This is a genomic window from Bacillus sp. FJAT-47783 (assembly GCF_022808615.1).
Classification (GTDB): domain Bacteria; phylum Bacillota; class Bacilli; order Bacillales; family Aeribacillaceae; genus Bacillus_BZ.
The window spans coordinates 1-25,821 of the sequence record NZ_JAKZKS010000002.1; the positions used below are offsets into that span (position 1 = coordinate 1).

Sequence of the window (25,821 nt, forward strand, 5' to 3'; positions counted from 1 at the left end):
GTGTCGAAGAAAGCAGAAAATCAACCAAAGTAAGCTAAAATTGGGGTGAACTCGATTATGATTGTCGAACAAGAAAGGAAAATCTAGAAAAACGTCGAGAGAGAGGTGAATAGATGGATTTTAAAAATGGCACCTTAGAAAATTGGACATTCATAATTCTGAGGTGCCGAATATGGGATAAATCTTTAGAAAAAAGCAAAAAAAGGTACTGGAATTTAATCCCTAGTACCTTTTTAAATTAAATTTCAAGATGATTACTTAACTCTTCAGAAATTTCTTCTATAGAATCTTCATCAAGCTCATAATAATAAGTATTATTAATGGTATTGTTATTTCCGGTTAAAAATAATGATTCAATATTGCTTATGGAACCTGCATATTTTTGTAGGGCTAAAATATTTCCAATACTAAAGTTTGTTGTTAAGTTGTTTCCGATAGAATCAATTATTTCATCGTACTTTGTAATTGCTGACAAAGAACTACTTTTTTCAATTATTGCCTTTATTACTTCCTGTTGACGTTGTCCACGGCCGATGTCTCCTAATGGATCTTTTTTCCGCATTCGTACATAAGCTAGAGCTTCTTCCCCATTTAATGTTTGAATACCTTCATCAATTTTTATTGCATTTTGTACACCACGACTATCTTGTTCAGTAAAAGCAATTTTACTATTAACTTCAACTCCATCGATTGCATCAACAATTTCGATAAAAGCATCGAAATTTAACTCTACGTAGTAATCTACAGGAATTTCAAAAAGGTTTTCGATAGTTTCAACCGTTAAGTCTTTTCCTCCAAAAAAATGAGCATGGTTTATTTTATCAAAACCGCGATCTGGAATATTTACACGGGAATCACGTGGTATGCTCACCATCTTAATGGAACTATCATCTTTATTAAATGTAGCTAAAATCAAAGCGTCAGATCTACTGTTTTTTTCTCCTGGTCGAGCGTCTACTCCAATAAATAAGACTGAGAAATGATCTTTTTTCGGGTCTATGGCTGTTGTTCTAAGATCTGATTTGATCCCGCGTTCTAAGTCTTCTTGAGACTTAAATGAAGCATTAGCCACTTTATAAGTTAAATAAGCACCATATCCTCCTACAACTAGAAGGAGTAATAAAAAGATACACCCTATAGATTTTACCCTTTTGCGTTTTTTCTTTTTTTTCATATTCGATCGATTCATTCTAAAGCTCCCTTATACATTTTTAAATCTCTTCCTCCAAATACTCAACATCACCTTCAATAATCTCACTCTTACCGTTTGTTAGTTCAATCATCCATTCTTTAAAGACCTCTTTTTGTTCTTCTTCCACATATGTTTCAATGATGACGTCGTTAAGGTAGTGGATTTCTTTTAGTTTGTATTCGGAGTTGTTGCGAAGTTCATTTTCTACTCTTCCTAGCCAAGTGTAGTCAATAGTAGTTTTTATGATGCGCATTAATTTTCGTTCTACTACGCCTGTATGATTGATCCCTTCTGAAACAGCCTTCCCATATGCCCGGATAAGCCCACCTGCACCGAGCTTGATGCCTCCGAAATAACGTGTGACAACGGCGACCGTATCTTTTAATTGACGTTTTTTTAATACTTCTAACATTGGAACGCCAGCTGTTCCGCTTGGTTCTCCGTCGTCATTTGCTTTTTGGATGTTGTCTTGTTCTCCGATTAAGTAGGCGGAGCAATTATGTGTTGCATCCCAATGTTTCTTTTTTATTTCATGAATAAATTGTTGTGCTTCTTCTTCCGTTTTGGCTCGATTTATATAACAAATAAATCGAGATTTTTGAATGACAATTTCATGCTCTCCATATTGTTTTACGGTATAATATTTTGAAAGCATTCTTGTCCACCTCCTTTAGCGGAATTGGCAAGGGCTTTTCCAACGTTTTAATAATAACCAGAAATTATAAATTTTGCACATTGTTTTTGTGTTAGCTCTAGGCGCGATCGGCTCAGACTGTCACAAGCGGGTCCCTTTAAAAGATAAAAGCGCCTTTAGCCGGCTTGTCTTGTGCTTGTCACGGAGCCATGAAGGAGACATTGCGACATTACTCACAGGACGTGGCAGCAGTTGGTCGCAATTTGGGTGCCTTGCGCTTTTCTTATGAATAATCCTATTTTATGACATTGTACTCTTTTCTTTTTTGTTGACATATGGAAGAATAACCTGAGCAACTGCATTCTTCTATTATAAAACGACAATTTTTTTACTTCAATTAGGAATAGTATGAAGTTTTGGTTACAAGTTTATAAAATTGGAGGTTTTATTCGATGGATACCAAAACTTTTGATTCAAAAGTTTTAGATCATATTTTAGAGAACATGTTAAAAGCTGTTCAAAATAGTAAAGATGAGATTTTTAAAATTGGTGAAACGTCAAGACAAGAACATGAAAGCCTTATTCGTGAATTAAAAATCGTAAAGGAACATGTGAATCTTGTTATCGATAAAAATGATAAGCTATCCGTACAGTCCAAGTTTGCACGACAACGTTTAGTAGAGGTGAACAAAAACTTTCAACACTTTACAGAGGAAGATGTTCGAATGGCTTATGAAAAAGCGCATTCGTTACAAGTAGAGCTTGCGATGTTGAAAGAGAAAGAGAAGCAGCTTCGCGACCGCCGAGATGAATTGGAACGGCGCCTTTATAGCTTAAAGGATATGATCGAACGCTCTGAGCATCTAGTTGGACAAATATCTGTTGTTTTGAACTACTTAAATCAAGACTTAAAACAAATGGGCGATGTTTTAGAAGACGCGAAGGAAAAACAAGAGTTTGGTCTTCGTATTATTGAGGCGCAGGAAGAGGAGCGGAAAAGACTCTCAAGGGAAATTCATGATGGTCCTGCCCAAATGCTTGCGAACGTCTTAATGCGCTCGGATTTAATTGACCGTATTTTTCGTGAACGTGGTTCAGAAGATGGGTTTAAAGAAATCAAAAGTCTCCGTGAGATGGTTCGAGAAGCACTTTATGAAGTTCGTCGTATTATTTATGATTTACGTCCAATGGCGTTAGATGACTTAGGTCTCATCCCTACCCTCAGAAAATACTTAGCAACGGTCGAAGAATATGATGGCAGGGCGAAAATTGTTTTTACAAACAATGGTGCAGAAACGAATCGCTTACCAGCAAGATTTGAAGTTGCATTGTTTCGATTAGTACAGGAGGCCGTAACGAATGCATTAAAACATTCAGAGGCAACGCAAATCGATGTGAAGGTGGAAGTGTTAATAGACAAAATTAATTTAGTCATTAAAGACAATGGCAAAGGATTTATCGTAAACCAAGTTCGTTCAGAAAAGAAAAATTCGTTCGGATTAATGGGGATGAAAGAACGAGTCGAGCTATTGGATGGGAAAATAGTCATAAATTCAATGCCGGGCCAAGGTACGATTATTGTGATACAAGTCCCGAGAAATGCGTAAAAAGTCTGATTGACGCGTTTCTATACCAATAGTCACAATGATAGGGGGAGGCGTAACCATGACGGAAACTATTAAAATTGTTCTCATAGATGATCACCAGCTCTTTCGTGAAGGTGTTAAACGAATTTTAGACTTCGAACCCACATTTGAAGTGGTTGCAGAGGCGGATGACGGCAGTGAAGCGTTAATGATTGTGGAAGAATATAATCCGGATGTTGTCATCATGGACATCAATATGCCAAACGTAAATGGCGTTGAAGCAACAAAGCATTTAGTCGATGCAAATAACGAGACGAAAGTCATTATTTTATCGATCCATGATGACGAAAACTATGTCACACATGCATTGAAAACGGGGGCCCAAGGATATTTATTAAAGGAAATGGATGCCGACACACTCATTGAAGCAGTGAAAGTTGTCGCAGATGGCGGTTCTTATTTACATCCGAAAATTACGCACAACTTAGTGAAAGAATTTCGCCGCCTAGCATTACAAGGGCAACCAAGGAACATAAATCAACTACCAACAGAAATTCGTCGACCTTTACATATTTTAACTCGCCGTGAATGTGAAGTATTACAAATGCTAGCGGACGGAAAAAGCAACCGCAGCATCGGTGAATCCCTATTTATTAGCGAAAAAACAGTGAAAAATCATGTGAGCAACATCCTACAAAAAATGAACGTCAACGACCGGACTCAAGCAGTCGTCGTCGCCATCAAAAACGGATGGGTAGAAGTTCGATAAATGCATGGAGGAAAACTCAAGCTGGGAAAGCTTGAGTTTTTTATTCTTAACGTGATAAAGAGAGGATTTCCGCAAGAAAGTCCCAGCTCCCCCGCAAGCTATGAAAGAAATCCGCAAGTCAAGAAAAAAAGTCTCAACTCTCAAGCTAGGAACCGGGAGGAAAGCGAATCCGTAAGTAAAGCCGAGATCCACGCAAGCTGTGAAAGAAATCCACAAATCATGAAAAAACCCGCAACTCACATACTTGGAACCGGAGAGAGAACCAGAAAATAGAACCATTAAATTTTTTGAAAAATACATATAATAAAAGGAATTCATATTCTCATATCGAACTATTCAACGTGCAAATCTTCATTCAGAGGTGAAAGAGACTTGATTTTAAAAGAACGGAAAATTCCATTAAAGTTACAGGCACTTGAATCTCTTTTAAGGAGAATACCAGTCAATCATCGTCAGCGAGAAGCGATCGAAAATGATTTAATTAAACGAAAGGCAGGGTATAAAGGTGAAAAGAATCTAGATTACTATTTATCCTTTTATGACCATGACGGTATATATATTTTAAATGATATTGTACTCCAAGGTATTCGATCCCCTTTTCAAATTGACTCCCTTGTCATTTCCCTCAAATTTGTTCTTCTTATTGAAACAAAGTACTTCTCGGGTACACTTACATTTGATCAAACATTCAAACAGATGATAAGAAGTTATGAAAATTATGAAGAAGCATTTTTCAACCCCGTATTGCAAGCGCAGCGGCAATTTGTCCAGTTTAAAGAATGGTTAGAGGAGAAAAATATACTTTATCCTCCCCTTGAATACATTGTGGTCATGAGTAATCCCCAGACAATTTTGAAGGCGGAAGAAGATGAGCTAAGTAAGAAAATCATAAGAGTAGATTATCTATACAACTATTTGGAGAAGTTGAACCAAAAATATACACGGGAGACTTATACTCAAGAAATGGCAAAGCATTTAGTTTCGGTTTTATTGTCTGAGCAAAAGAGGGAATGGCTTAGTGTTTTGAGCCAATATCAAATTGATATGTCTGAAATCATTCGTGGTGTCCAATGTGTTAGTTGTAATTTTACCCCAATGCAAAGGAAGTTAAAAAAATGGTTTTGTCCGAAGTGCAATAGCTTCTCACGGACAGCTCATCAACAAGCGATAAAAGACTACTTTCTTTTAATAAAGCCAACGATAACCAATAGTGAATGCAGAGATTTTTTAAAATTAGACTCTAGATATGTAGCAAATGGTATATTGACATCAATGAATTTTCCATCAAACGGAGTGACACGTGGTAAAAAATATTACATGCCCGATTGGTATTGAATGCAGGATTTATACGAAGCCCCAAAACTGTTTAAAAACGGCCCAATATATGAAAGTAAAACCCAATTCACGAAAATAAACCCCAATACATGAAAGAAAACCCCAATACATGAAAATTAGCCCCAATTCAAAATCCGGATTGGGAAAAAGATTTGAAAAGATCCATCGAGCACCTAAATATACCCATATATGAAAAAACCGTAACCGACTAAAACTCATCCTCCTCTCCAGTTTTAGAAATCACCATTGAATACTAATGAAATTCCCCACCGTTTCCTTTACAATAGGAAGAGTCAAAAAACTATTTGTATAAGGAAGGTATTATACAATGAAAACTGCGATTGTTACGGATAGTACAGCGTATATTCCAAAGGAAGTACGTGAAAAGCATGAAATATATATGATTCCACTAAGTGTTAACTTCGGGAATGAATCGTTTCGTGAAGAGGTGGATATGACGGCTGATCAATATTGGCAAGAAATTAAGGTTCGGGAAGAACTACCAACGACATCACAGCCTCCTATCGGCGAGTTTGTGGAGCTGTTTGAAAAGCTTTCAAAAGACTATGATGCCGTTATCTCGATTCATCTTTCAAGTAGTATTAGTGGTACGTTTAATGGTGCAGCATCTGCCGGTCAAATGGTAGAAGGGATTAAGGTGTACCCGTTTGACTCGGAGATAAGTTGCATGCCACAAGGGTTTTATGCGATTGAAGCGGCAGAAATGGTTCGAGATGGGAAGTCACCTGAACAAGTAATCGAGCGGTTAGAACAATTGAAAAACTCATTACGTGCCTATTTTATGGTCGATGATTTGTCTCATTTAAAACGTGGTGGGCGATTAAGTGGGGCGCAAGCGTTTATCGGAAGCTTGTTGCAAATTAAGCCGATCTTACAATTTGAAAATAAAGTAATAATACCATTAGAAAAAATTCGTACACGTAAAAAAGCGATTAATCGCTTAATCGAATTATTTGATGAAGAGGCGAGTAAGGGAATTCCGCTTCGGGCAACGGTCATTCATGCCAATCGTCCGGAAGATGCAAAGAAATTAATCGAACAATTATCGGAAAAGTATCCGAATGTTGAATTTTACATGAGTTATTTTGGAGCAGTCATTGGAACACACCTCGGTGAAGGTGCGCTTGGATTAGGTTGGTTAAAAAAATAAAATCGCAGCGCCATGCTGCGATTTCTAACAAAAGAAGGAAGGAGTAAATCATGAACGATCTAATGGGCCGTCATTTATTTTGGGACGATGTAAAGTGTTTTTTCCAGGATCAGGTTAATGAAGAAATTGAAATAGAAAAGGGCGTTGTGAAAAAGAAAGGCCAGTATCATTGCGCTCGCTGTGGCAATCATAACCCTCGTTTCTTTGCTTCTTTTCATTGCGCACGATGCGGAAATGAGTGTACATATTGTCGGCACTGTATCATGATGGGGCGAGTGAGTGAATGTACAAAGCTAGTCAGCTTACCAATACGAAAAAATGAGGAACCGTTAACAATCAAACTCAATTGGGACGGTACATTGTCAAAAGGACAAGAAAAAGCATCGAAGCAACTGATTCGAACGGTTGACCAAAACGGACAGTTATTAATTTGGGCAGTTTGTGGTGCAGGGAAAACAGAGATTTTATTTCATGGCATCGAAAAAGCACTTCAAACTGGAAAATATGTTTGCATTGCGACTCCCCGTTCAGACGTTGTGCGCGAACTTGCTCCTCGACTCAAACACGTTTTTCCAAAAGTCGAGCTATCGGTTTTATACGGTGGTAGCGAAGATCGCGGAAAACGATCGCCTCTTACTATTTCAACAACTCACCAGCTACTGCGATATAAGGAGTCTTTTGATGTCATGATCATTGATGAAGTTGACGCCTTTCCATATTCCGTTGATGAAACACTCCAATTTGCTGTTCAAAAAGCACGAAAACAAATAAGTTCTCTCATCTATTTAACCGCTACTCCCTCTCAAACAATTAAAAAAACATTTACATCCTCACAAATCGTTAAAATTCCTGCTCGTTATCACGGTTATCCTTTACCTGTACCAACGTTTCGGTGGTGTGGAAATTGGATGAAACAGATAAAAAAGAAACAACTCCCGGCGGTTGTAACTGAATGGGTTCAGTACCATTTGCAAAATGATAAACAAGCTTTTTTATTTGTTCCGCATATTGAAACGTTGAAAGTTCTCATCGTTATGTTAAAAAAGATCAATCAACAAATTGAAGGGGTTTACGCTGAAGATCCTAATCGAAAAGAAAAGGTGGAGCGGTTCCGAAAAGGGGAAATTCCAATTATCGTCACAACGACGATTCTTGAACGGGGAGTTACCGTTAAAGGAGCGAACGTCGCCGTACTCGGTGCTGATGACAATATTTTTACAGAAAGTGCGCTCGTGCAAATTTCCGGGCGTGTAGGTCGTAGCAAAGACATCCCAACCGGTACGATTACATTTTTTCATTACGGGAAAACAAATGCCATGGTTGAAGCGAAACATCATATTCAGCAGATGAATCATTTAGCGAAGAAAGAAGGGCTGCTGCGAACGTAGAGAATCGGTCATCATCAATGAGTCTTAAAGAAGTTGGTGCAAGAGTCTCTTCCTTACCGGATAGTCGCATCAAACGTTTAGGTTAGTCATTAAATTGTGAAAAAATAGTACAAAAAGCCGGATTTTTTCCTAGTTTTTGATTGATAAAAAGTTTTTATATCGACTAATAACCTATAAACATCTCCATAGTGCTATCAAGTATATAGTTCTTTTTTATTAGGTGGAATGTTCATCACCTTTTCATTCACGATCATGAGAAAAAAATTGATCAATTACTCCTTGTTTTCAAAAATATTCCCAATTATGAATCGCTATTCTTCATAGTAAATTCCTACGGATTAACGATTTGAACGTATGAACAAACGACTAGTTTTAATATGTAAGATAAGTCTATAGACTTAATTTTTCGATGTTTTTCGCAAATATAGACAGAAACAAAGAAGTTTGTCGAATAACGTCATTCCATGTAAAATCTTCAAGTGTTAAGAAAATTTTGGATGAAGGATCACTGTTTTACATAATGACACGAATGTAAAGGAGTGGAAATAAAAATGGATTGGATACAGATTATGTCCTTTTCAATCATATCATTGTTCATGACAATACTTTTAACATACAATGTCATTCTTTCACGACAAATGCGATTGTTGAAGAAAGGATTGTATGTCGTGATTAAACAGCAAGAAGATTTAAAACAATATACAGAGCACTAAATGGATAAAGCCTTGAATATAGGGTAAGGCGGAGGAATATTTTGAAATAAAGATGGAAGAGGTGAATTCATTGCAACAAGAACAAGTACAGCAACGATTGCTCAATGTTGAAAAGCCTTTTTTCAAGGTGAAGCGAATCATACCTGTTGTTGAAGTGATCATTTTATCAATGGATGTTGCACTTATTTTTCATTCATTTCTTGTTTTATTTTTGGCAGGTGCGATTTTTGCAACGGTTTATCCGTTCAAAGTATTGAAAACAGTTGTTTTCGCGGTTGGATGGGGAATGGTCGGTTTTTGGATTGGGCATCTTTTTCAAAGTATAAGCGGCATGACCATCTTGACCGTGTTATTTTTTATAACAGCCGTTGGTATTCATTATTTTGGTTTGGACGAATTGTTTGATTTTAACGAATAAGGGGGTATAGAGATGGGGATGATTGACAAAACAAGAAAACAAAGATTGGAAGAACAAAAGCGAAAGAAAAATAAGCGGGTGGTTCGTTCTGCGCTTGCTTTGTCGATCACAGCGCTTGCCTTATCCGCAGAAGGTAATGCGAAAGCGTGCGATTGTGTGAGTGAATACGTTGTGAAAAAAGGTGACACGTTGTATTCACTTGCTAAAACATACGGTGTAACGGTAGAGCAATTACAACAAAAAAATGACTTAAAAGGTCATGTCATCAAAGTCGGACAAATATTATACGTTCCGTTTTTAGATGAAAATGGAAAAATGCCGTATGTCGGAGAGAAAAACATACATGTTATTCAAAAGGGTGACACGTTATGGGGGCTCTCTAAAAAGTACGGTGTTTCCATGGATTCCATTCAAAAAGCAAACAAGCTAAAAAAATCAACATTAATTGTTGGCCAAACGCTTATCATTCCTAAAGAAGTAAAGACTCGTAATGTCGAGCTTACAGTTGATTATACGGTCGAACCGGGTGATACCCTATTTTCTTTAGCAAAGCGCTTTAATACGACTGTAGACGAGTTAAAGAAATTGAATCATTTACGTTACGATATTGTATATATAAACCAAAAGCTAAAAATCCCGGCACATGCTACCAAAAGTCAACAAGCTACGTTGGTCGGAGCTGTTGATAATAAGTCGATAGAGTTTATGGTTAATGGAAAGCCTCTCGTTGTCGAAGTTTCTTACGGTGCTTCAAGTAAATACCGCTCGTTACAAGGTAAAACCGGTGAGCTCATCTATACACAACATACGAAGGACAAGCGTCCGTCCCTCATTAGCTTCAAATCGTCATAATAGGAGTCTATTTGACTCCTATTCTTTCTATTGCTACAATTTTCCGCAACTATCGTATTCATTCGAAAGATTTACATAAAAATATCAAGATCTTCTCTTGTCGCTATGCAATTTTTTCCACTATAATAATAAAAAATAGAGAATAGTAGGGGGTGCTTATATGGTCATGAATGCAATGGAAGAAATTATGGAAGAGTTGCTTGATGAATATTTGGAGCAACTTCATATGAAATGCACGTGTGACATTTGTAAAGAAGATGTATTAGCCCTTGTATTAAATAAAGTGCAACCTCATTACGTCACAGAACCGAGTAAAGTAGCCTATATAAAAGCACAGTATGTGAATAATCAAGAATTAACGTCGTTAATTGTCAAGCTAGCAGAGTGTGCCAAAATTGTTTCAGAACATCCATTTTGTCAAAATAAACAAGAAAGGGAGATAAAAAATTAACTGTCTTTATTGTTTAAAAGAAATTCAACCAGCTACAAGTTGGCGTACCGTTTTCTTATTGAAAAAACCGAAGCCTCTTTGTGACGGTTGTGACGAGCAGTTTTCCTATATTAAGGGTCCTCTATGTCCGATGTGTGGAAAAAGAGAAGAAGGAGGACAAGTATGTCATGATTGTCATCATTGGGAAACGCGCCCGAGTTTTAAAGGGACTTTTCTACAAAATCGCTCGATCTATCAATACAATGAATTTATGAAAGAGGTTTTGAGTCGCTTTAAGTTTAGAGGCGATGCCATTTTAGCGAACATGTTTCATGATCCATTAAATGAAGCGAGAAAACGGTACTTTCCAGAATCCACATATGTGACACTTCCGATTCCACTAAGTCAACAGCGGCTTTACGAGCGCGGTTTTAACCAAGCTCTGCTACTTTCACAACAATTACACCTTCCGATTATCGAACCACTCGAAAAGATCGATTTAAAAAAACAGTCAAAAAAATCCCGAAATGAACGAATTCATTCAAAAAATATGTTTACATTGACGAAACCAGAATTAGTGAAAGATCAACATATCATCATTATTGATGACATTTATACGACAGGGACAACGATACGCCATGCTGCAAAACTACTTCATCAAGCAGGAGCTTCAACGGTTCAATCATTAACGCTCATTCGTAGTTAACATTTCCTAATAAAAACCGATATAATGAGTAGTAATATCGTCATAAAGGAGCAATGGGAGATGGGAGAGTTAGCGAATTGTTTGAAGTGTAATGCCCTATTTTTAAAAACGAAATTCCGTGACGTTTGTGAGGCTTGTTATAAAAAGGAAGAAAACGACTATGAAACGGTTTACAACTTTTTAAAAAGACGTGAAAATCGTAGAGCGACGTTACTTGAAGTTGTGGAGAGTACAGGGGTATCTGAAGATTTACTCCTAAAATTTATTCGACAAAGAAGGCTTCAGCTAGCCAATTTCCCAAACCTTGGCTATCCTTGTGAAAAATGCGGGAAAGTGATTCAAGAAGGAAAATTGTGTGTAACGTGCACAAAAGAGCTACGAACAGAAATCGAAAAGCTCCAAAAGTACGATGAGCATGAGAAAACAAATAAGGACAAATGGTCCACCTACTATGCCAATAAGACTAAAAATAAATAAACGCTTAAATGTGGAAAAGAAAAGCCGATAATGATAGTAGCAATGAAGATGTGTAAGTAAGGAGGGCTATCATGAAAATTCAAAACTATCGCATGAACGGATTGGATTTATATCAAAAACAAGTAGAGAAACAACAACAGACAAAGCAGACGGCTCAAAAAGAAGATAAGGTGGAAATTTCTAAAGAAGCGAAACAGTTGCAAAAGGCAAGTGGGACGGAGCAAGAACGGCACGAAAAAATTGAAAGTATCAAAAAACAAATAGAAAGCGGAACGTACACGATCGACCCGAATGAAATCGCTAAAAGTATGATTCGTTTTTTCCGTAAGCAATAAGGAGGTACGCCTAATTGGCTACATCAACGTTTATTCAAACAATGGAGAAGTTATATTCATTACATGAAGAGTTATATGAAATCGCAACAAAAAAAACAGATGTATTAAAAGAGAATCGGGACGTATCCGAGCTAAAGGAACTTTTGAAGGAAGAACAACTATGCTTAAAGAAGATTCAGCAAACGGAAGCGGAGCGAATGAAGTTAACGGATGAACGACTAAAAGGTACGGAAGATAAAAGCTTAACAGCATTGATCGAACGAGCATCGGGTTCGGAAAAAGAAATGCTTGAAAACTTGCAAGTTCGGTTTTTAGAGATGATGACAAAGTTAAAAGCTGTCAACGAACTAAATCAACAACTCACACACTACGCGTTACAATATATTAATTTATCACTCGATATGATGATGCCTCAAGAGACAACGGTCACTTATAGCCATCCAAATCAAACGAAGGAAAATCGAAGTCAGCGCTCCATGTTTGATTCGAAAGCATAACGGAGGGAATGTTTATGGGTTCGACATTTTTAGGATTAGAAATTGCGAAAAGTGCGTTAAGAGCACAACAAAGTGCACTTTTTACGACCGGACATAATATTGCCAATGCGAATACACCAGGTTATACGAGACAGCGTGTTAATTTAGAACAAAGCACGCCGTATCCTGCTCCATCTAAATACCGCCCTGAAATGCCCGGACAGTTTGGAACAGGCGTATCTTCTCGTGAAGTTCAGCGTGTTCGCGATGGATTTTTAGATGTTCAATTTCGAGGAGAGTCAACGAAAACAGGGTATTGGCAATCCCGTGCAGACGCATTAGAGAAAATGGAAGAGATTATGAACGAGCCATCAGAATCAGGACTTTCCATTACGATGGATCGTTTTTGGCAGTCGCTTCAAGACTTAGCGATAAACCCGACGAACGCTGGTGCCCGGTCTGTTGTTCGCGAGCGTGGAATCGCTGTTGCGGAAACGTTTAACTATTTGTCTAACTCGTTGACAGCTATTCAGAACGATTTGAAAAGTGAGATTGATTTGAACGTGAAAGAGATCAACTCACTATTAACGCAAATCAATAATATCAATACACAAATTGGTGAAATTGAACCACACGGCTATTTACCAAATGATTTATATGACGAGCGCGACCGCTTGCTCGATCAGTTATCATCCTTCGTGAACATTAAAGTTTCACCTATAAAAAGTGGTGGAAATGCAAGTGATATAGCTGAGGGAAAAGTAACGGTTGAATTGATGGATGATAGCGGACGGTCACTCGGCACAATGATTGATGGTAAAAGCTTAAACGTACATGAGCTATCTGTGAAATACGATAGCACGAATGGTCTTGTTCAGCAAATATCGTTCGGAACGAAGGATATTCCGATTCAAGACTTCAAGTCTTCCGGTGAACTACTTGGGAATATTCATTCGTACGGCTATACATACACAACGACTAGCGGAACAGTTGTAAAAGAAGGGATGTATCCAGAAATGCTACAAAGCTTAGATGCACTCGCCTACGATTTCGCGCAAAAGTTTAATGAAATTCATCGCCAAGGCTGGAGTGTTTCGGATATTCAAAACAATGCCCATACACCGAAAAACTTTTTTGACGTATCAGGAGCAGCGGCAGATAAGTCTGGAGCAGCGGCTATGATGAAATTATCCGATGATATTCAAACGCCAGATGATATCGCCGCTTCCAAATCGGGTAACATGGGGGACGGTTCCAACGCTGTCGATTTAGCCGAAGTGAAAAACATGAAGTTTTCCATAAACGGGGACTACACAACGGTTCAAAATTATTACGAAGGGATGATTGGCGGCATGGCGGTGGATGCCCAAGAAGCGAACCGCTTAGCATACAACGCCCAAGAGTTAGCGATAGCTGTTGATCAACGGAGACAATCCGTGAGTGCGGTATCACTCGATGAAGAAATGACGAATATGGTTCAATTCCAACATGCATACAATGCGGCCGCTCGCATGATTACGATGCAAGATGAAATTTTAGATCGCATTATTAATAATATGGGACTTGTCGGAAGGTAGGTGACGTAACATGCGTGTAACACAATCGATGCTTGCGCAAAACTCTCTTCGTAACTTGAGTTCAAGCTATGGAAAATTAGGAAAATACCAAGATCAGCTCGCAACCGGAAAAAAAATTACCCGTCCATCCGATGATCCGGTTGTCGCGATGAAAGGGATGTACTATCGGACGAATTTGACAGAAGTTGAACAATATAAACGAAATATTTCTGAAATCTACCAATGGATGGAAAACTCAGAAGCGGGAATTGAACATACGAATAAGGCATTGCAGCGAGCGCGTGAATTATTAGTTCAAGCAGCAAATGGATCGAATAGTGAAAGTGAACGAAAAGCGATCGCTTCTGAGATCAAGCAAATTAAAAGTGATATTGTCAATGTTGCGAATACACAAGTAGCAGGTCGCTACATTTTTAATGGAACCAAAACAGACGAGGCGCCTGTTACGGATGGGAATCCACCCGTTGTCCATATGAATACAGAGCCGTTTATGGTCGAAGTATCAAAAGGAGTTAAGCTTCAAGCAAACATTAATGCTAATAAAGTATTTAATCAAGGGTTATTTGATACATTACAAAGCATTGAAACGGCCCTTGAAACGAATGATTCGGATAGCTTACATGACTTAATAGGCCAATTAGACGATCATGTGGAGCAACTCAATGCGGAATGGGCCGAGCTTGGGGCGCGTTATAACCGTGTTGAGTTTGTCGACAATCGGACGCAAAACCAAGAAGTGATCGCAAGTCGCATTTTATCCGATAATGAAGATGCGGATATGGAAAAGGTTATTATGGATTTGAAAACACAAGAAAGTATTCATCGTGCTGCACTTGCAGCTGGATCAAGAATCATTCAACCAACTTTAGTAGACTTCCTGCGATAAGGATCCCTTAAGTGGATCCTTTCTTACTACATAGGGTGGTGACAATCATGAACCTTCCTCAAATCCGCTTGCAATCAGAGCAAGCTAAAATAAGCATCACAAAAACGAAAGGGCAACAATCAATTCAACAGCCAAAGGCAGAACTGGACATTCAAAATCCGAAAATCGAGATGGATATTGAGCGAACACCATCAAAATTAACAATTGATCAAACGAAAGCATGGGAAGATATGGACTTAAAGCATATTTTCCGGCGCACGGAAGAGTTTGCACAGCAAGGGTATCAAGACTGGCTCGAAGGATTAGCGAGAAGAGCTGAACAAGGCGATGAATTGATGAAGATTGAACAAGGCGGAAATCCAATTGCCGCTCAAGCAAAAGTAAATAGTGAATCACCGATGAAAGAATTTAATATCGGGTGGATTCCGTCGCACAATAGCGTGAAAATTCATTACGAGCCGAGTAAAGTAGATATTCGTTGGAAGACTCAACCAGCCGTCAATCGTACGAAACCAAGAAAGCCGATCATCGAATATAATCCAGGCGATGTAAAGATTGATTTGGCCAAGCATGCCGATTTGAAAATTGATTTTGAGAATTTAACGTATAAAGGGATAAACTTTGAAATGAACATATAAAAGGTTGTGAGTAGGATGAACATACGAACAAAGTACCACGGTGAAATTGAGATTCAACAAGAAGAAGTGATTGAGTTCCCGTCAGGTATTCCAGGTTTTTTGGAAGAGAAGCAATTTGTCGTTTTGCGTTTAGAAGACGAGTCTCCTTTTTATATTTTACAATCTGTTCAAACACCTGAGCTAGCTTTCGTTACGGTTATCCCATTTCATTACTTTCGGCAGTATGAATTTGATTTAGACGAAAAGACGTTAGCGCAATTAAAAATTCAAGATGAAAACGATGTAATCGTTTATACGATTTTAACGGTAAAAGAACCATTCGAACAAACAACAGCCAATTTACAAGCACCTGTCATCATTAATCGAAAAGCAAAGCTTGGCAAACAAGTCATTTTAACGAATACAAACTATCAAACAAAGCACCCGTTAATCCAACGAGTCAAAGAGGGGGTGTGAGGTGTGCTCATTTTAACTCGTAAAACGAAAGAATCGATCATGATTGGCGATGAGATCGAAATCACCGTAACAGCGATAGAAGGCGACCAAGTGAAAATCGGCATAAAAGCACCGAGAAACATCGACATTCATCGTAAAGAAGTGTATGAAGATATCCAAAAAGAAAACAACGCAGCCTCACAAGCCTCTTTTGATGTATTAAAAGATTTTTCGGAAAAATTGGGAAAGGACCTGTAACTCGGTCCTATTTTTTATGAAATTTTTTCTGTTATCTATTAAACATCGAACTAAAATTCCGATATAACAAATGAACGTAGGAAAACGGAGGCGGCCGACTCTGTCTCCTACAAATTAACCACACGGATGTGGAATGAAAATTCAAGGAGGAATTATTTATGCGTATTAATCACAATATCGCAGCACTTAACACGTATCGTCAGTTGAATAGTGCTTCAACAGCTCAAAGTAAATCAATGGAGAAATTGTCTTCTGGTCTACGTATTAACAAAGCTGGAGACGATGCAGCAGGGCTTGCAATCTCTGAAAAAATGCGTGGGCAAATTCGCGGTTTGGACATGGCATCTAAAAATTCACAAGATGGTATTTCTTTAATTCAAACAGCTGAAGGTGCATTAAATGAAACACATGATATCCTTCAACGTATGCGTGAATTAGCAGTTCAAGCATCTAACGATACTAATACTACTTCTGACCGTGAAGAAATCCAAAAAGAAATTAATCAAATGACTTCTGAAATTAACCGTATCGGTAATACAACTGAGTTTAATACTCAAAAGCTATTAGATGGTAATAAAGCATCAAGTGCACAAGCATCAGTTAAAGGAAGCGATATTTCTTCCTTATTTAATACTGATGTGTCTGCAACATCTTTTGAATTAAATGGTCAAACTGTAGCATTAACTAACATTGATGGTTTAGATGGTAGTAGTACCGCAATTGATATTGATGATATGGTAACAGCTTTACAATCTGATATTGATGCTGTGTTTGATGGTACTGCAAATAATGGATTAACGTTTACAGTTGAAAAAGATGGGGATGCTTTAGTAATAAAATCTGATAAGAGCGGTGCAGGTTCTGCAATTCAAATTAAAGCTAATGCAGATACAGCAACATTAGGGTTAACAACAGATGCAACAACAGATGCAAGTAATTCTACTGGTTCACTTCGATTCCAAATTGGAGCAAATGAAAACCAAAGTTTAACTTTAGATATTAATGATATGAGAGCAGTAGCTTTAGGTATTTCAACTGCAAATGCCACAGCTGATGCTAAACTAGCTGTAACTGATGGTACAAGTAGTGCAACTTCTGAACAAGCTCTAAGCGTTTTAACACATGAGGATGCATCAGCTACTGTAACAAAAATTCAAGCAGCTATTGATAAAGTTTCTGCTGAACGTTCTAAACTTGGTGCAAATCAAAACCGTTTAGAACACACAATCAATAACTTAAACACATCTTCTGAGAACCTAACAGCAGCGGAATCTCGTATCCGTGACGTAGATTATGCTTTAGCTGCCTAAGCAGCAATAGGCACAGTCGTCCTAGCTGGTAACGGTTAGAGATTATTATCGGGTGAATTGCTGGGAACCCCTTAGAGCTTTTCTTGCCACAACGTAGTTGGAAACGACAAGCGTGACGGTCCTGAAAAAAGAAAAGATTGGGCAATCAGCAGCCAAGCTCCTGTGAGGAAACTCTGGAGAAGGTTCAACGACTAGGATAGACCATCTAAAAGCTAAGCTCAAGATGATGAAATCCATAGGTGACACAATGTAAGGTTCAACTTTGTGAATCCGAAGTGCCCGACCCCTACTAGAAGACATGAGGGTGAAGATATAGTCTGGTCATTTGTGAAAGCAAATGTTCGCACGATGGCGAAAGAAATGATGAACCAAACGAAGAACTCTATTCTTGCACAAGCAGCGCAAGCAATGCTCGCTCAAGCAAATCAGCAGCCGCAAGGAGTTTTACAACTTCTTCGTTAATAATATTTATCAATTTAGGGACTCTAGTTATGCTAGGGTCTCTTTTGTATAAATAGGAGATAATCCAGAGTCTAAGACATTTGCTGAAGAAGAAGTTGAAACATTCATCGAATACATCTCTAAAAATGAAAATGATAAGAATGTAACATATAATGGACAAACAAATTTCTATGTGAAATTTCAGGGCATTAGGGACTCCTAAAAAATGGTGTTTAATTTTGATAAGACTAGTGCTTTAATAATTGAAGACACTGAATAACAAAGGTAACTAGCTGAACTAATAGCAAAATCAAGCATATATCATAATACTGAACATTTATGTGCTTGATGTTCATTATAATGGGGCTTCACTCTATGGGGGAAGTCCTTTTTCAATTTTCAGAGGAGGAAAAAAGATGGTGCACTTAGACTGGTTTGAAGGAACAATGAAAAGGACATTTAACATTGATGTTGATGATTTGCTAACTCCAGCGGAACACTTAGAAAAGCTATCTAACCTTACTGAACGGGGCATTCAAAAGATGCTAACCAAATACGCAAAACTGGCTAATATGGAAAACGTTACTTCGCACCGATTTAGGCATCGTTTTTGTAAGAACCTTGTTAATGCCACAACTCCTATTAGAAAGTTTGCTCGTCATGAAAGCATCCAGACGACAGCTATATATATTGACTCGTCGCAGGAGGAACAGGTTGAGGCGTTGCGGAAGATGTGAGTTTTTAGTATTCTTTAGTTAAGAGAAATAGAAGAGACGCTCTATATTTATTATGAAGCAAGCTTTTATTCGTTATTACGTTGAAAAGGACAATTAGATAATTTGGATGTGCATAAATGGGAGAAGAAAAGTTACTTTATCATATTACTGATTTTAATAACCTTGAATCAATTCTTCAACACGGTTGTTTGTTGGCTAGTAATATAGTAAAGGAAAAAGATGTTGAAAATGAGAACATTGCGCATAATAATATTCAAGATAGAAGGTTAATGAAAATAGTACCGCTTCCTCCAAATGGTAATTTGCATGATTATGTACCTTTTTATTTTGCTCCTAAATCACCTATGTTATACGCAATTTATAAAGGTCAGGTCGAGGGATATGATAAAGGGCAGGATCAAATCATCTATTTAATTTCTAGAACAGATATTATACATGATGCAGGTTTAGAGTATGTATTCACAGATGGTCATGCTGTTATGGAGTTCACGGACTTTTTTAAGAACTTGGAGGATCTCGATAAGATTGATTGGGAGGTAATGAACTCTCGCTTTTGGTTCGATACTGAAGACGATCCAGACCGTAAACGCCGTAGGCAGGCAGAGTTTTTAGTACATGAAGTTGTTCCAATTAATGTACTTTTAGGTTTTGCTGTTATGAATCAAGATATGAAAAGAAAAGTTGAAGAAGTCATAAATAAATATAATATTGATAAACCAGTAGCCATTCGTCATTGGTATTATTAAGTGGGAGGTGATTAACATGATTATTTTAAAACAAGGCAATCTTCTTACTGATGAGGTGGAAGCTTTGGTTAATACAGTAAACTGTGTAGGTGTTATGGGAAAAGGTATCGCACTTCAATTTAAACAAGCATACCCAGAAATGTTTACTGAATACCAAAAAGCTTGTCGTAAGGAAGAAGTACAGCCGGGTAAAATGCATGTTTTTGAAACAAAATCACTTTTCAATCCCAAATTTATTATTAATTTCCCTACAAAACGTCATTGGAAAAACAAGTCACGTATGGACGATATTGAGTCTGGATTAGCCGCTTTAATTAAAGTAGTAAAGGAATTGGAAATAAAGTCTATTGCTCTTCCTCCGCTTGGCTGTGGAAATGGGGGATTGAAATGGTCGGATGTACGTCCAAAAATCGAATCAGCATTTGAACAGATACCGAATGTTGAGGTGCATTTATATGAACCCGCAGGAAGTCCTAAACCTGATAAGATAAAAATCGGTACGAACCGTCCAAAATTAACAAGAGCTAGGGCATTATTTTTAATGCTTATGAACGATTATTCCATTCCGGGATACAAATTATCTTTATTGGAAATCCAAAAATTGGCATACTTTCTTCAAACGGTTGGAGAGCCACTTAGATTAGGATTTGAAAAGGGGAAATTTGGTCCGTATGCAGATAATCTTAATCATGTCTTAGAACGTTTGGATGGACACTTTATCCGAGGATTTGGTGATAGAAGTCGTGATGCAGAAATTTATTTAATCAAAGATGCAGCAAATCAAGCAGAAATGTTTTTAAGGGACGATCAAGAAGCATTTGAACATTTAGAAAAGGTACGGGATATCATTCAAGGTTATGAAACTCCGTATGGCCTTGAGTTACTTTCTACAGTACATTGGGTGGTTAATTCAACCCCAAAAATTAAGGAAGATGTTCAAAAGATTGTAGAAGAAGTTCATAATTGGAATGAACGAAAGCGGAAAATATTTAAAGAGAAGCATATTGAAAAGGCCTGGGAACATTTGAATACAATTAATGTGTAATTAAAAACTAACTTAAATTAATCGTCAAGTTGGTTTTTTGAATTCTTTGTAGAATCTTCATGAAATTGACTTCTTATCAAAAAATCTCCTGTATATTTTAAAAAAGGAAAACTGTTAGCAGGAGGCTGATCATTACCTGAATCTTTGGTTAGCCTTATAGCCACGAATCTTCTTTTTTTGACATAAAATGCTCCAATAATATTTATCAATTTAGGGACTCTAGTTAATTATAGAGTCCCTTTATAATTGTTCCAGTAAGTTTATAAGTTCGATAAATCGTTAAAGTGTAATGAGCATGAGCAGAGTTGTCCATATCTAGCTTCAGTGCATCCTCTCTTTTGGAATTTTTATTTTTAGGAGTTTAGGTCGGAGCACCTTTGAGAAAAATGGTAATAAAATTCTTTTCAAGAGGAAGGAAATTTATGGACAATTGTAGAAGTAATGGTTACGATAAATATAAGAAAAAGGGGAATGGGGTGGTACGATTGATACCTACGACAGTCAAACAACAAGAGAAGAAAATCGGAACTTTCAAAAAAACTGTTTCTACCAAGAAAAAGAGTGCGCGTGAAATCCAAGATGAAATCGGCATTTATGGTGCATTTGGTCGCACGCTTTTGGATTTACATAAACAAGGTAGGTAACGGACTAAATGAACTTTATTATTGATGCTGAGCAAATGAATAGTGAGAATTTGTTTAAAGCATCTGTTTATTTAGATGCTTGTTTTATTTTGGCGTTTTTAGATAAAACGGATTCCAGAAGATTGGATGTAGCAGATGCTCTTGATGTTTGGGCGGAAAATGAAGTGAGACTAGGGTATAGTAATCACACCTTTACCGAGGTAACCAGTCGTTTATTTCAAATGTTAATATTAGGTTCCATTCAAGTCTACCATGAAAAAAAGCAACTCCTTCATCACACTCGAGACGGTTTCGATAAATTAAGTGATCGAGAAAGAACAAAATTGATGAACGTAGATTCTGCTAAATACTTATATAGGGTTGCCAAAAATGAGGACATTCTAAGGTTTTACAAAAGAGAAGTTAGTGCCAATGTTGGTGAGTTAGTGAAACGAGCTAAAGAAGATCAAAACATGCGTTACTTACTTGATATTTATTATCATAGCGCACTGAACATTTTTAATCAGTTCATTCGAAAGTTGAAAGAAGAACTCGAATTTGAGGTTGAATTGCTATCAGAAGGATTTGAGGAAAATGAGTTAGCGAAAGTTCATATGCAACTCACTCAGTTAGACCCTACAGATTCGATTCATTTAGCGATTGCAAGAATGAATGGATATAGCTATTTAGCTACTTTGGATAGTGATTTTGTGCACAATTATTACTCAAATATTGATGGATTAGACATGAAAATTATTAAAGTTGCTTAAAGAAAACCTGATTCTTAAGCTTGAATTGGTTTTCTTTTTTATTGTGTGATGCCTGTCATCATCCGAATTATGTATCAGTTCTAAATTGAACAAATTATATCATTTTCTCCCCCAAAACCTCAAAATCTTATCTCTCACCCCGATATAAAAAGTGAACCCATTAAGAATGGAGTTGATCAAATGGACATCGCAGCACTTTCCGTTATGCTCGGTCAAACAAATGTCAACCAGCAAGCGAGTTTGTCGGTCATGAAGATGGCAATGGATACGGCGGAGCAAAATGGACAAGCGATGCAACAACTGTTGCAGACGACTCAAGCTCCTGTTTCGTTAGAGCCGCATTTAGGTCATTCTGTTGATGTAAAAGGGTAATGGAAAGGGGGAGTGTAAACGCTTCCCCTTTAAAAACTAGATTAGTGGTTTGTATCATAAGTGGTTTAAACATGATGAGTCGAGTGAGTTGCGTTTTTTCTTTAGTAAGAAGGCAAAATAGGAGGCTTGCGTTAAGACGATCGTAATTTCTTTTCGTGATTGAGTGTTTTCGTTACAACAAAGTCTAGTGTATCGTGTGTATCTCGTAAATCAGCGCGGATTCCGTTTATTTTGTCTCCTAAATGGTTAAATTGCTTTTCCATGTTTCTGTTCATTTCTTCCATTTTGTTCTCGAATGTATCCATTCGCTTTTCTATTTGGTCCATTCGTCCTTCCATTTGGTCCATTCTATTTTCTATTCCGTTCATTCGCTCTTCCATTCGGTCCAATCTATCTTCTATTCCGTTCATTTGTTCTTCCATTCGATCGAATCTTTTATCAATCCGTTCGAATTTCTCATCGATCCTTTCAAATCTCTCATCAATCCGTTCCGAGTGTTCTTTTAAGGCTTGCAATATGGTTTTGAGTGTAATGTCGGCCATTTGTTTACCTCCTAAATCACATAAATTTTTTTCGTAATGTCCGAATCGAAACGTCATGTTCTCCGATGATTTCATAAACCGATTTAAAACTTTCTTGGAGGTTTTTTACTTCTTCATTTGTTTCCATTACTGCTTGTTTTAGTGATTTTTGCTCTTCTTCCACACGGTCTAACCGTTTTTCCATTCGATCTAACCGCTTATTGACAAGCTTAAGTTCATGATCAATTGACATAACTTTGTCTAAAATTAAATCGAGCTTCTTCTCCATTTTACTCCTCCTTTCTTCCTTCCATCATCATTTTATTCTACTTTGTAAGCATCTGGCAAGTCCAGGCAAGCGTTCACGTAGAGTTAAGTTTTGGATATCGTGACTCATTTTTCTTTCCCTTTATGCTTTGTGATTTTTTGTCATCTTAACTTCTACTTCCTTTTCACATCAAGACTTTACTTTTTCACACCTTCTCTAAAAAATTTGTTTCCAGAGCCGATATAAAAAATAGAAGCATAACGAAAAATAGGGGGATGCGTCATGTCGGTTGAAGGAGTTTTTCCGAGTTCGTCACTGAGAACAAATGATTCATACGTAAATCGGAGTCCGTCTTTTCCAACTGTTGAAAAAAATGATACAGACCATTCTAATTCAAAGGACGTTGTCAATAAAGAAGAGCTCAAAACAGTTATAGACAATCTCAACGAGTTCGTTAAACCGGTTGAAACGTCCATTCAATTCGAGCTGCACGAACAATTAAATGAGTACTATGTGAAAGTTATTAATAAAGAAACAGAAGAAGTTGTAAGAGAAATCCCGCCGAAAAAAATGCTCGACATGTATGCGGCAATGGCCGAATTAATGGGATTCATTATAAATGAAAAAGTATAAAGGTGGTGCGACCAATGCGAATCGGTGGATTAGCAAGTGGGATGGATATTGATTCATTAGTGAGTGACTTAATGAAGGCAGAACGAATACCTTTAGATAAAATGCATCAAAAGAAGCAAACGTTGGAATGGCAGCGTGATAATTATCGAGAGATGAATTCTCTCTTGTTTTCATTACGAACAGAAGTGGCGAACATGAAATACACGTCAAAATATCGAGCGCGTCAGGTGACTTCTTCCAACGAGTCGAAAATCACGGCAACGGCTTCAACTGCTGCAGGAACGGCGTCGTATGCGATTTCAGAAGTGAATCAGCTTGCATCAGCTGCCTCCAAAGTTAGTACGGCATCCGTATCGAACGGGACAAAAATTGATACGACAAAAGGGTTATATGAAATCAAAGGGAACTTTGCCAACAATAGTTTTAATTGGAGGCAGGGAAGTGTTGAAAGTGAAACAATGGCAGTAGATGCGGACGGTACGTCTTTCTCATTAAAGATGAATGCTGGAGCGAACGTACAGGTAAGTGAAGCGGCGAATATGGTGGTAAAAGTAGACGGGAAAGCGTATACCATTGTCACAAGCGGTGCACCCGGTGCAGGTGAAGTAAACATCGATAGCTCTGGTCAATTAACATTCGGTGATACGATTCAAAAAGGGAGTACGATTAAAGTTAACTACATGACGGATGTCCGAGTCGATGATGAAAAAACACTTTCTGCCGCGACGAAAGAAATTCAACTTCAAAAAGGTTCAATTGCAGATGGCAGCTTAACCCTTGATATTGATGGGACAACCTACACAAATGTCGGAAATGAAATTCAAGATGCATCGGGGAACAAAGTAGGAACGATTGATGCACAAACGGGTAAAATTACGATGGATAATGAAATGGCAAAGGACTCGGTGATTAAAGCAACGTATCAGCAAAATTATTTTACGTTTGGCATGACGACATATGATGAAAACGGCGACGCGATAAACGAATCATTTGCGATTCAAGGAAATGAATCACTTGATACGGTCATCAAGAAAGTGAATGAGTCTAGTGCCGGTGTATCTATGTTTTACGATTCGTTCTCAGATAAAGTGACACTAACAAGAACAGAAACCGGGAACTTTAATGGTACTGAATCAGACGAAGAAATCGTCTTATCTGGTAGCTTTTTAAATGACGTATTAAACTTTAATGGTGCATCAGAAATAGGTGGAAAGAATGCGAAATTTACGATGAACGGGTTAGCGACAGAACGAACGTCCAATACGTTTTCAGTTTCAGGTGTTACGTTTACATTAAAAGATACGTTTGCAACGTCAGATGCGACTGTCACCGTTTCGATTTCCAACGATTCAGACAAAGTGGTAGAAAACATTAAAAACTTTGTAGAAAAATATAATGAAACAATTGAGAAGATACAAAAAAAGCTTTCAGAAGAACGTTATCGCGATTATTTACCGCTAACAGATGAACAAAAAGAAGCAATGAGTGAAAAACATATTGAACTTTGGGAAGAAAAAGCGAAAAGTGGTTTGCTTAGACGGGATTCCATTCTTTCTGGAGCATTGTCACAAATGCGTACGGATTTCTATCAACCGGTAACAAACGATTCGGTTAGCTCGAAATTTAATCAGCTTGCAAGCATCGGCATTACCACATCGCCAAACTATTTAGATGGTGGAAAATTAATCATTAATGAAGCGACATTAAAAGAAGCGATTGAAGAGGATCCAGAATCGATCGAAGAGCTTTTCCGTGGTAATGGAGATGACTATAACGAAAAAGGGATAATGCAACGAATGTATGATTCCATTACAAATACGATGGATAAAATTAATGAAAAAGCTGGGAAGACGACGTCAGCACCGACTACGTATACGCTTGGGAAAAACTTAAACGATTTAGATAAACGAATTGACCGATTTGAAGACCGTCTTATCGAAATTGAAGACCGCTACTGGCGTCAATTTACAGCGATGGAGAAAGTGATTCAACGAACAAACCAACAATCGATGTATTTAATGCAGCAATTTGGCGGGTTTTAACCAATTATTTGAAGGTTAATTGTCCATTACGTTTCCG

General features: G+C 37.6%; 33 protein-coding genes. 29 read left to right on the forward strand and 4 right to left on the reverse strand.

Annotated features, from left to right (window positions below; genetic code table 11):
• Window positions 1–238: 238 nt before the first annotated feature.
• Window positions 239–1,189 (reverse strand): LCP family protein, encoded by a 951-nt coding sequence (locus MLD65_RS02355; RefSeq protein WP_243290270.1) that lies wholly within the window; start codon window positions 1,187–1,189, stop codon window positions 239–241.
• A 22-nt stretch (window positions 1,190–1,211) separates the two neighbouring features.
• Window positions 1,212–1,847, reverse strand: coding sequence for a YigZ family protein (locus tag MLD65_RS02360; protein WP_243290271.1), 636 nt, complete (start codon window positions 1,845–1,847; stop codon window positions 1,212–1,214).
• Between the two features lie 431 nt (window positions 1,848–2,278).
• Between MLD65_RS02360 and MLD65_RS02365 the strand changes: the two genes are divergently transcribed.
• The 27 genes from MLD65_RS02365 (at window position 2,279) to MLD65_RS02495 (ending at window position 22,320) form a co-directional block, all read left to right on the forward strand.
• Window positions 2,279–3,433 (forward strand): sensor histidine kinase, encoded by a 1,155-nt coding sequence (locus MLD65_RS02365; RefSeq protein ID WP_243290272.1) that lies wholly within the window; start codon window positions 2,279–2,281, stop codon window positions 3,431–3,433.
• A gap of 58 nt (window positions 3,434–3,491) precedes the next feature.
• Complete coding sequence (locus tag MLD65_RS02370) at window positions 3,492–4,181, forward strand: response regulator (protein WP_243290273.1); 690 nt, start codon at window positions 3,492–3,494, stop codon at window positions 4,179–4,181.
• Complete coding sequence (locus MLD65_RS02375; protein ID WP_243290274.1) at window positions 4,182–4,454, forward strand: hypothetical protein; 273 nt, start codon at window positions 4,182–4,184, stop codon at window positions 4,452–4,454.
• 99 nt (window positions 4,455–4,553) lie between these two features.
• Window positions 4,554–5,516 carry a nuclease-related domain-containing protein gene (locus MLD65_RS02380; protein ID WP_243290275.1) on the forward strand — a complete coding sequence of 321 codons (963 nt, stop codon included), beginning with the start codon at window positions 4,554–4,556 and terminating at the stop codon, window positions 5,514–5,516.
• A gap of 328 nt (window positions 5,517–5,844) precedes the next feature.
• Window positions 5,845–6,687, forward strand: coding sequence for a DegV family protein (locus MLD65_RS02385; protein WP_243290276.1), 843 nt, complete (start codon window positions 5,845–5,847; stop codon window positions 6,685–6,687).
• A 50-nt stretch (window positions 6,688–6,737) separates the two neighbouring features.
• Entirely contained in the window at window positions 6,738–8,075 is a 1,338-nt protein-coding gene (locus MLD65_RS02390; protein ID WP_243290277.1) for an ATP-dependent helicase ComFA, read from the forward strand.
• Between the two features lie 551 nt (window positions 8,076–8,626).
• On the forward strand, window positions 8,627–8,788 hold the full coding sequence (locus tag MLD65_RS02395) for a hypothetical protein (protein WP_243290278.1): 162 nt from the start codon (window positions 8,627–8,629) through the stop codon (window positions 8,786–8,788).
• A gap of 70 nt (window positions 8,789–8,858) precedes the next feature.
• Window positions 8,859–9,206, forward strand: a complete 348-nt coding sequence (locus tag MLD65_RS02400; protein WP_243290279.1) for a hypothetical protein — start codon at window positions 8,859–8,861, stop codon at window positions 9,204–9,206.
• 12 nt (window positions 9,207–9,218) lie between these two features.
• Window positions 9,219–10,058, forward strand: a complete 840-nt coding sequence (locus MLD65_RS02405; protein WP_243290280.1) for a LysM peptidoglycan-binding domain-containing protein — start codon at window positions 9,219–9,221, stop codon at window positions 10,056–10,058.
• A gap of 160 nt (window positions 10,059–10,218) precedes the next feature.
• Complete coding sequence (gene comFB / locus MLD65_RS02410; RefSeq protein WP_243290281.1) at window positions 10,219–10,509, forward strand: late competence protein ComFB; 291 nt, start codon at window positions 10,219–10,221, stop codon at window positions 10,507–10,509.
• Window positions 10,510–10,639: 130 nt separating this feature from the next.
• The gene (locus MLD65_RS02415) at window positions 10,640–11,194 is read left to right on the forward strand and encodes a ComF family protein (RefSeq protein ID WP_243290282.1); all 555 of its coding nucleotides are present in this window, start codon (window positions 10,640–10,642) and stop codon (window positions 11,192–11,194) included.
• Window positions 11,195–11,254: 60 nt separating this feature from the next.
• Window positions 11,255–11,671 (forward strand): TIGR03826 family flagellar region protein, encoded by a 417-nt coding sequence (locus tag MLD65_RS02420; protein WP_243290283.1) that lies wholly within the window; start codon window positions 11,255–11,257, stop codon window positions 11,669–11,671.
• Between the two features lie 71 nt (window positions 11,672–11,742).
• Complete coding sequence (gene flgM, locus MLD65_RS02425) at window positions 11,743–12,006, forward strand: flagellar biosynthesis anti-sigma factor FlgM (RefSeq protein WP_243290284.1); 264 nt, start codon at window positions 11,743–11,745, stop codon at window positions 12,004–12,006.
• Window positions 12,007–12,020: 14 nt separating this feature from the next.
• The gene (locus MLD65_RS02430; protein ID WP_243290285.1) at window positions 12,021–12,503 is read left to right on the forward strand and encodes a flagellar protein FlgN; all 483 of its coding nucleotides are present in this window, start codon (window positions 12,021–12,023) and stop codon (window positions 12,501–12,503) included.
• A 14-nt stretch (window positions 12,504–12,517) separates the two neighbouring features.
• Complete coding sequence (gene flgK, locus MLD65_RS02435; protein WP_243290286.1) at window positions 12,518–14,059, forward strand: flagellar hook-associated protein FlgK; 1,542 nt, start codon at window positions 12,518–12,520, stop codon at window positions 14,057–14,059.
• 10 nt (window positions 14,060–14,069) lie between these two features.
• Window positions 14,070–14,945, forward strand: a complete 876-nt coding sequence (gene flgL, locus MLD65_RS02440) for a flagellar hook-associated protein FlgL (protein WP_243290287.1) — start codon at window positions 14,070–14,072, stop codon at window positions 14,943–14,945.
• A 47-nt stretch (window positions 14,946–14,992) separates the two neighbouring features.
• The gene (locus tag MLD65_RS02445; RefSeq protein WP_243290288.1) at window positions 14,993–15,583 is read left to right on the forward strand and encodes a DUF6470 family protein; all 591 of its coding nucleotides are present in this window, start codon (window positions 14,993–14,995) and stop codon (window positions 15,581–15,583) included.
• Between the two features lie 15 nt (window positions 15,584–15,598).
• Window positions 15,599–16,039 carry a flagellar assembly protein FliW gene (fliW, locus tag MLD65_RS02450; RefSeq protein WP_243290289.1) on the forward strand — a complete coding sequence of 147 codons (441 nt, stop codon included), beginning with the start codon at window positions 15,599–15,601 and terminating at the stop codon, window positions 16,037–16,039.
• A 3-nt stretch (window positions 16,040–16,042) separates the two neighbouring features.
• Window positions 16,043–16,276 (forward strand): carbon storage regulator CsrA, encoded by a 234-nt coding sequence (gene csrA, locus MLD65_RS02455; RefSeq protein ID WP_243290290.1) that lies wholly within the window; start codon window positions 16,043–16,045, stop codon window positions 16,274–16,276.
• A 158-nt stretch (window positions 16,277–16,434) separates the two neighbouring features.
• Window positions 16,435–17,586 (forward strand): flagellin N-terminal helical domain-containing protein, encoded by a 1,152-nt coding sequence (locus MLD65_RS02460; protein ID WP_243290291.1) that lies wholly within the window; start codon window positions 16,435–16,437, stop codon window positions 17,584–17,586.
• Window positions 17,587–17,850: 264 nt separating this feature from the next.
• Window positions 17,851–18,048 (forward strand): flagellin, encoded by a 198-nt coding sequence (locus MLD65_RS18220; protein WP_347709258.1) that lies wholly within the window; start codon window positions 17,851–17,853, stop codon window positions 18,046–18,048.
• A 395-nt stretch (window positions 18,049–18,443) separates the two neighbouring features.
• Window positions 18,444–18,764 carry a tyrosine-type recombinase/integrase gene (locus tag MLD65_RS02470; RefSeq protein ID WP_243290292.1) on the forward strand — a complete coding sequence of 107 codons (321 nt, stop codon included), beginning with the start codon at window positions 18,444–18,446 and terminating at the stop codon, window positions 18,762–18,764.
• Between the two features lie 116 nt (window positions 18,765–18,880).
• Window positions 18,881–19,510: a type II toxin-antitoxin system toxin DNA ADP-ribosyl transferase DarT gene (gene darT / locus MLD65_RS02475; protein WP_243290293.1), complete on the forward strand. Its 630-nt coding sequence runs from the start codon at window positions 18,881–18,883 to the stop codon at window positions 19,508–19,510.
• A gap of 16 nt (window positions 19,511–19,526) precedes the next feature.
• A complete protein-coding gene (gene darG, locus MLD65_RS02480) occupies window positions 19,527–20,555 on the forward strand; it encodes a type II toxin-antitoxin system antitoxin DNA ADP-ribosyl glycohydrolase DarG (protein ID WP_243290294.1) in 1,029 nt (342 codons plus the stop codon).
• A gap of 422 nt (window positions 20,556–20,977) precedes the next feature.
• Window positions 20,978–21,199, forward strand: coding sequence for a hypothetical protein (locus tag MLD65_RS02485; RefSeq protein WP_243290295.1), 222 nt, complete (start codon window positions 20,978–20,980; stop codon window positions 21,197–21,199).
• An 8-nt stretch (window positions 21,200–21,207) separates the two neighbouring features.
• Window positions 21,208–21,948 (forward strand): hypothetical protein, encoded by a 741-nt coding sequence (locus MLD65_RS02490; RefSeq protein WP_243290296.1) that lies wholly within the window; start codon window positions 21,208–21,210, stop codon window positions 21,946–21,948.
• 180 nt (window positions 21,949–22,128) lie between these two features.
• Window positions 22,129–22,320: a YjfB family protein gene (locus MLD65_RS02495; protein WP_243290297.1), complete on the forward strand. Its 192-nt coding sequence runs from the start codon at window positions 22,129–22,131 to the stop codon at window positions 22,318–22,320.
• Between the two features lie 131 nt (window positions 22,321–22,451).
• Here MLD65_RS02495 and MLD65_RS02500 read toward each other — a convergent pair whose 3' ends face one another.
• Both MLD65_RS02500 and MLD65_RS02505 read right to left on the reverse strand, forming a co-directional pair.
• A complete protein-coding gene (locus tag MLD65_RS02500) occupies window positions 22,452–22,862 on the reverse strand; it encodes a hypothetical protein (RefSeq protein WP_243290298.1) in 411 nt (136 codons plus the stop codon).
• 16 nt (window positions 22,863–22,878) lie between these two features.
• Entirely contained in the window at window positions 22,879–23,130 is a 252-nt protein-coding gene (locus MLD65_RS02505; protein ID WP_243290299.1) for a hypothetical protein, read from the reverse strand.
• 261 nt (window positions 23,131–23,391) lie between these two features.
• Here MLD65_RS02505 and flaG point away from each other — a divergent pair, with 261 nt between their 5' ends.
• Both flaG and fliD read left to right on the forward strand, forming a co-directional pair.
• On the forward strand, window positions 23,392–23,742 hold the full coding sequence (flaG, locus tag MLD65_RS02510; protein ID WP_243290300.1) for a flagellar protein FlaG: 351 nt from the start codon (window positions 23,392–23,394) through the stop codon (window positions 23,740–23,742).
• Window positions 23,743–23,756: 14 nt separating this feature from the next.
• The gene (fliD, locus tag MLD65_RS02515; protein WP_243290301.1) at window positions 23,757–25,784 is read left to right on the forward strand and encodes a flagellar filament capping protein FliD; all 2,028 of its coding nucleotides are present in this window, start codon (window positions 23,757–23,759) and stop codon (window positions 25,782–25,784) included.
• Window positions 25,785–25,821 lie beyond the last annotated feature (37 nt).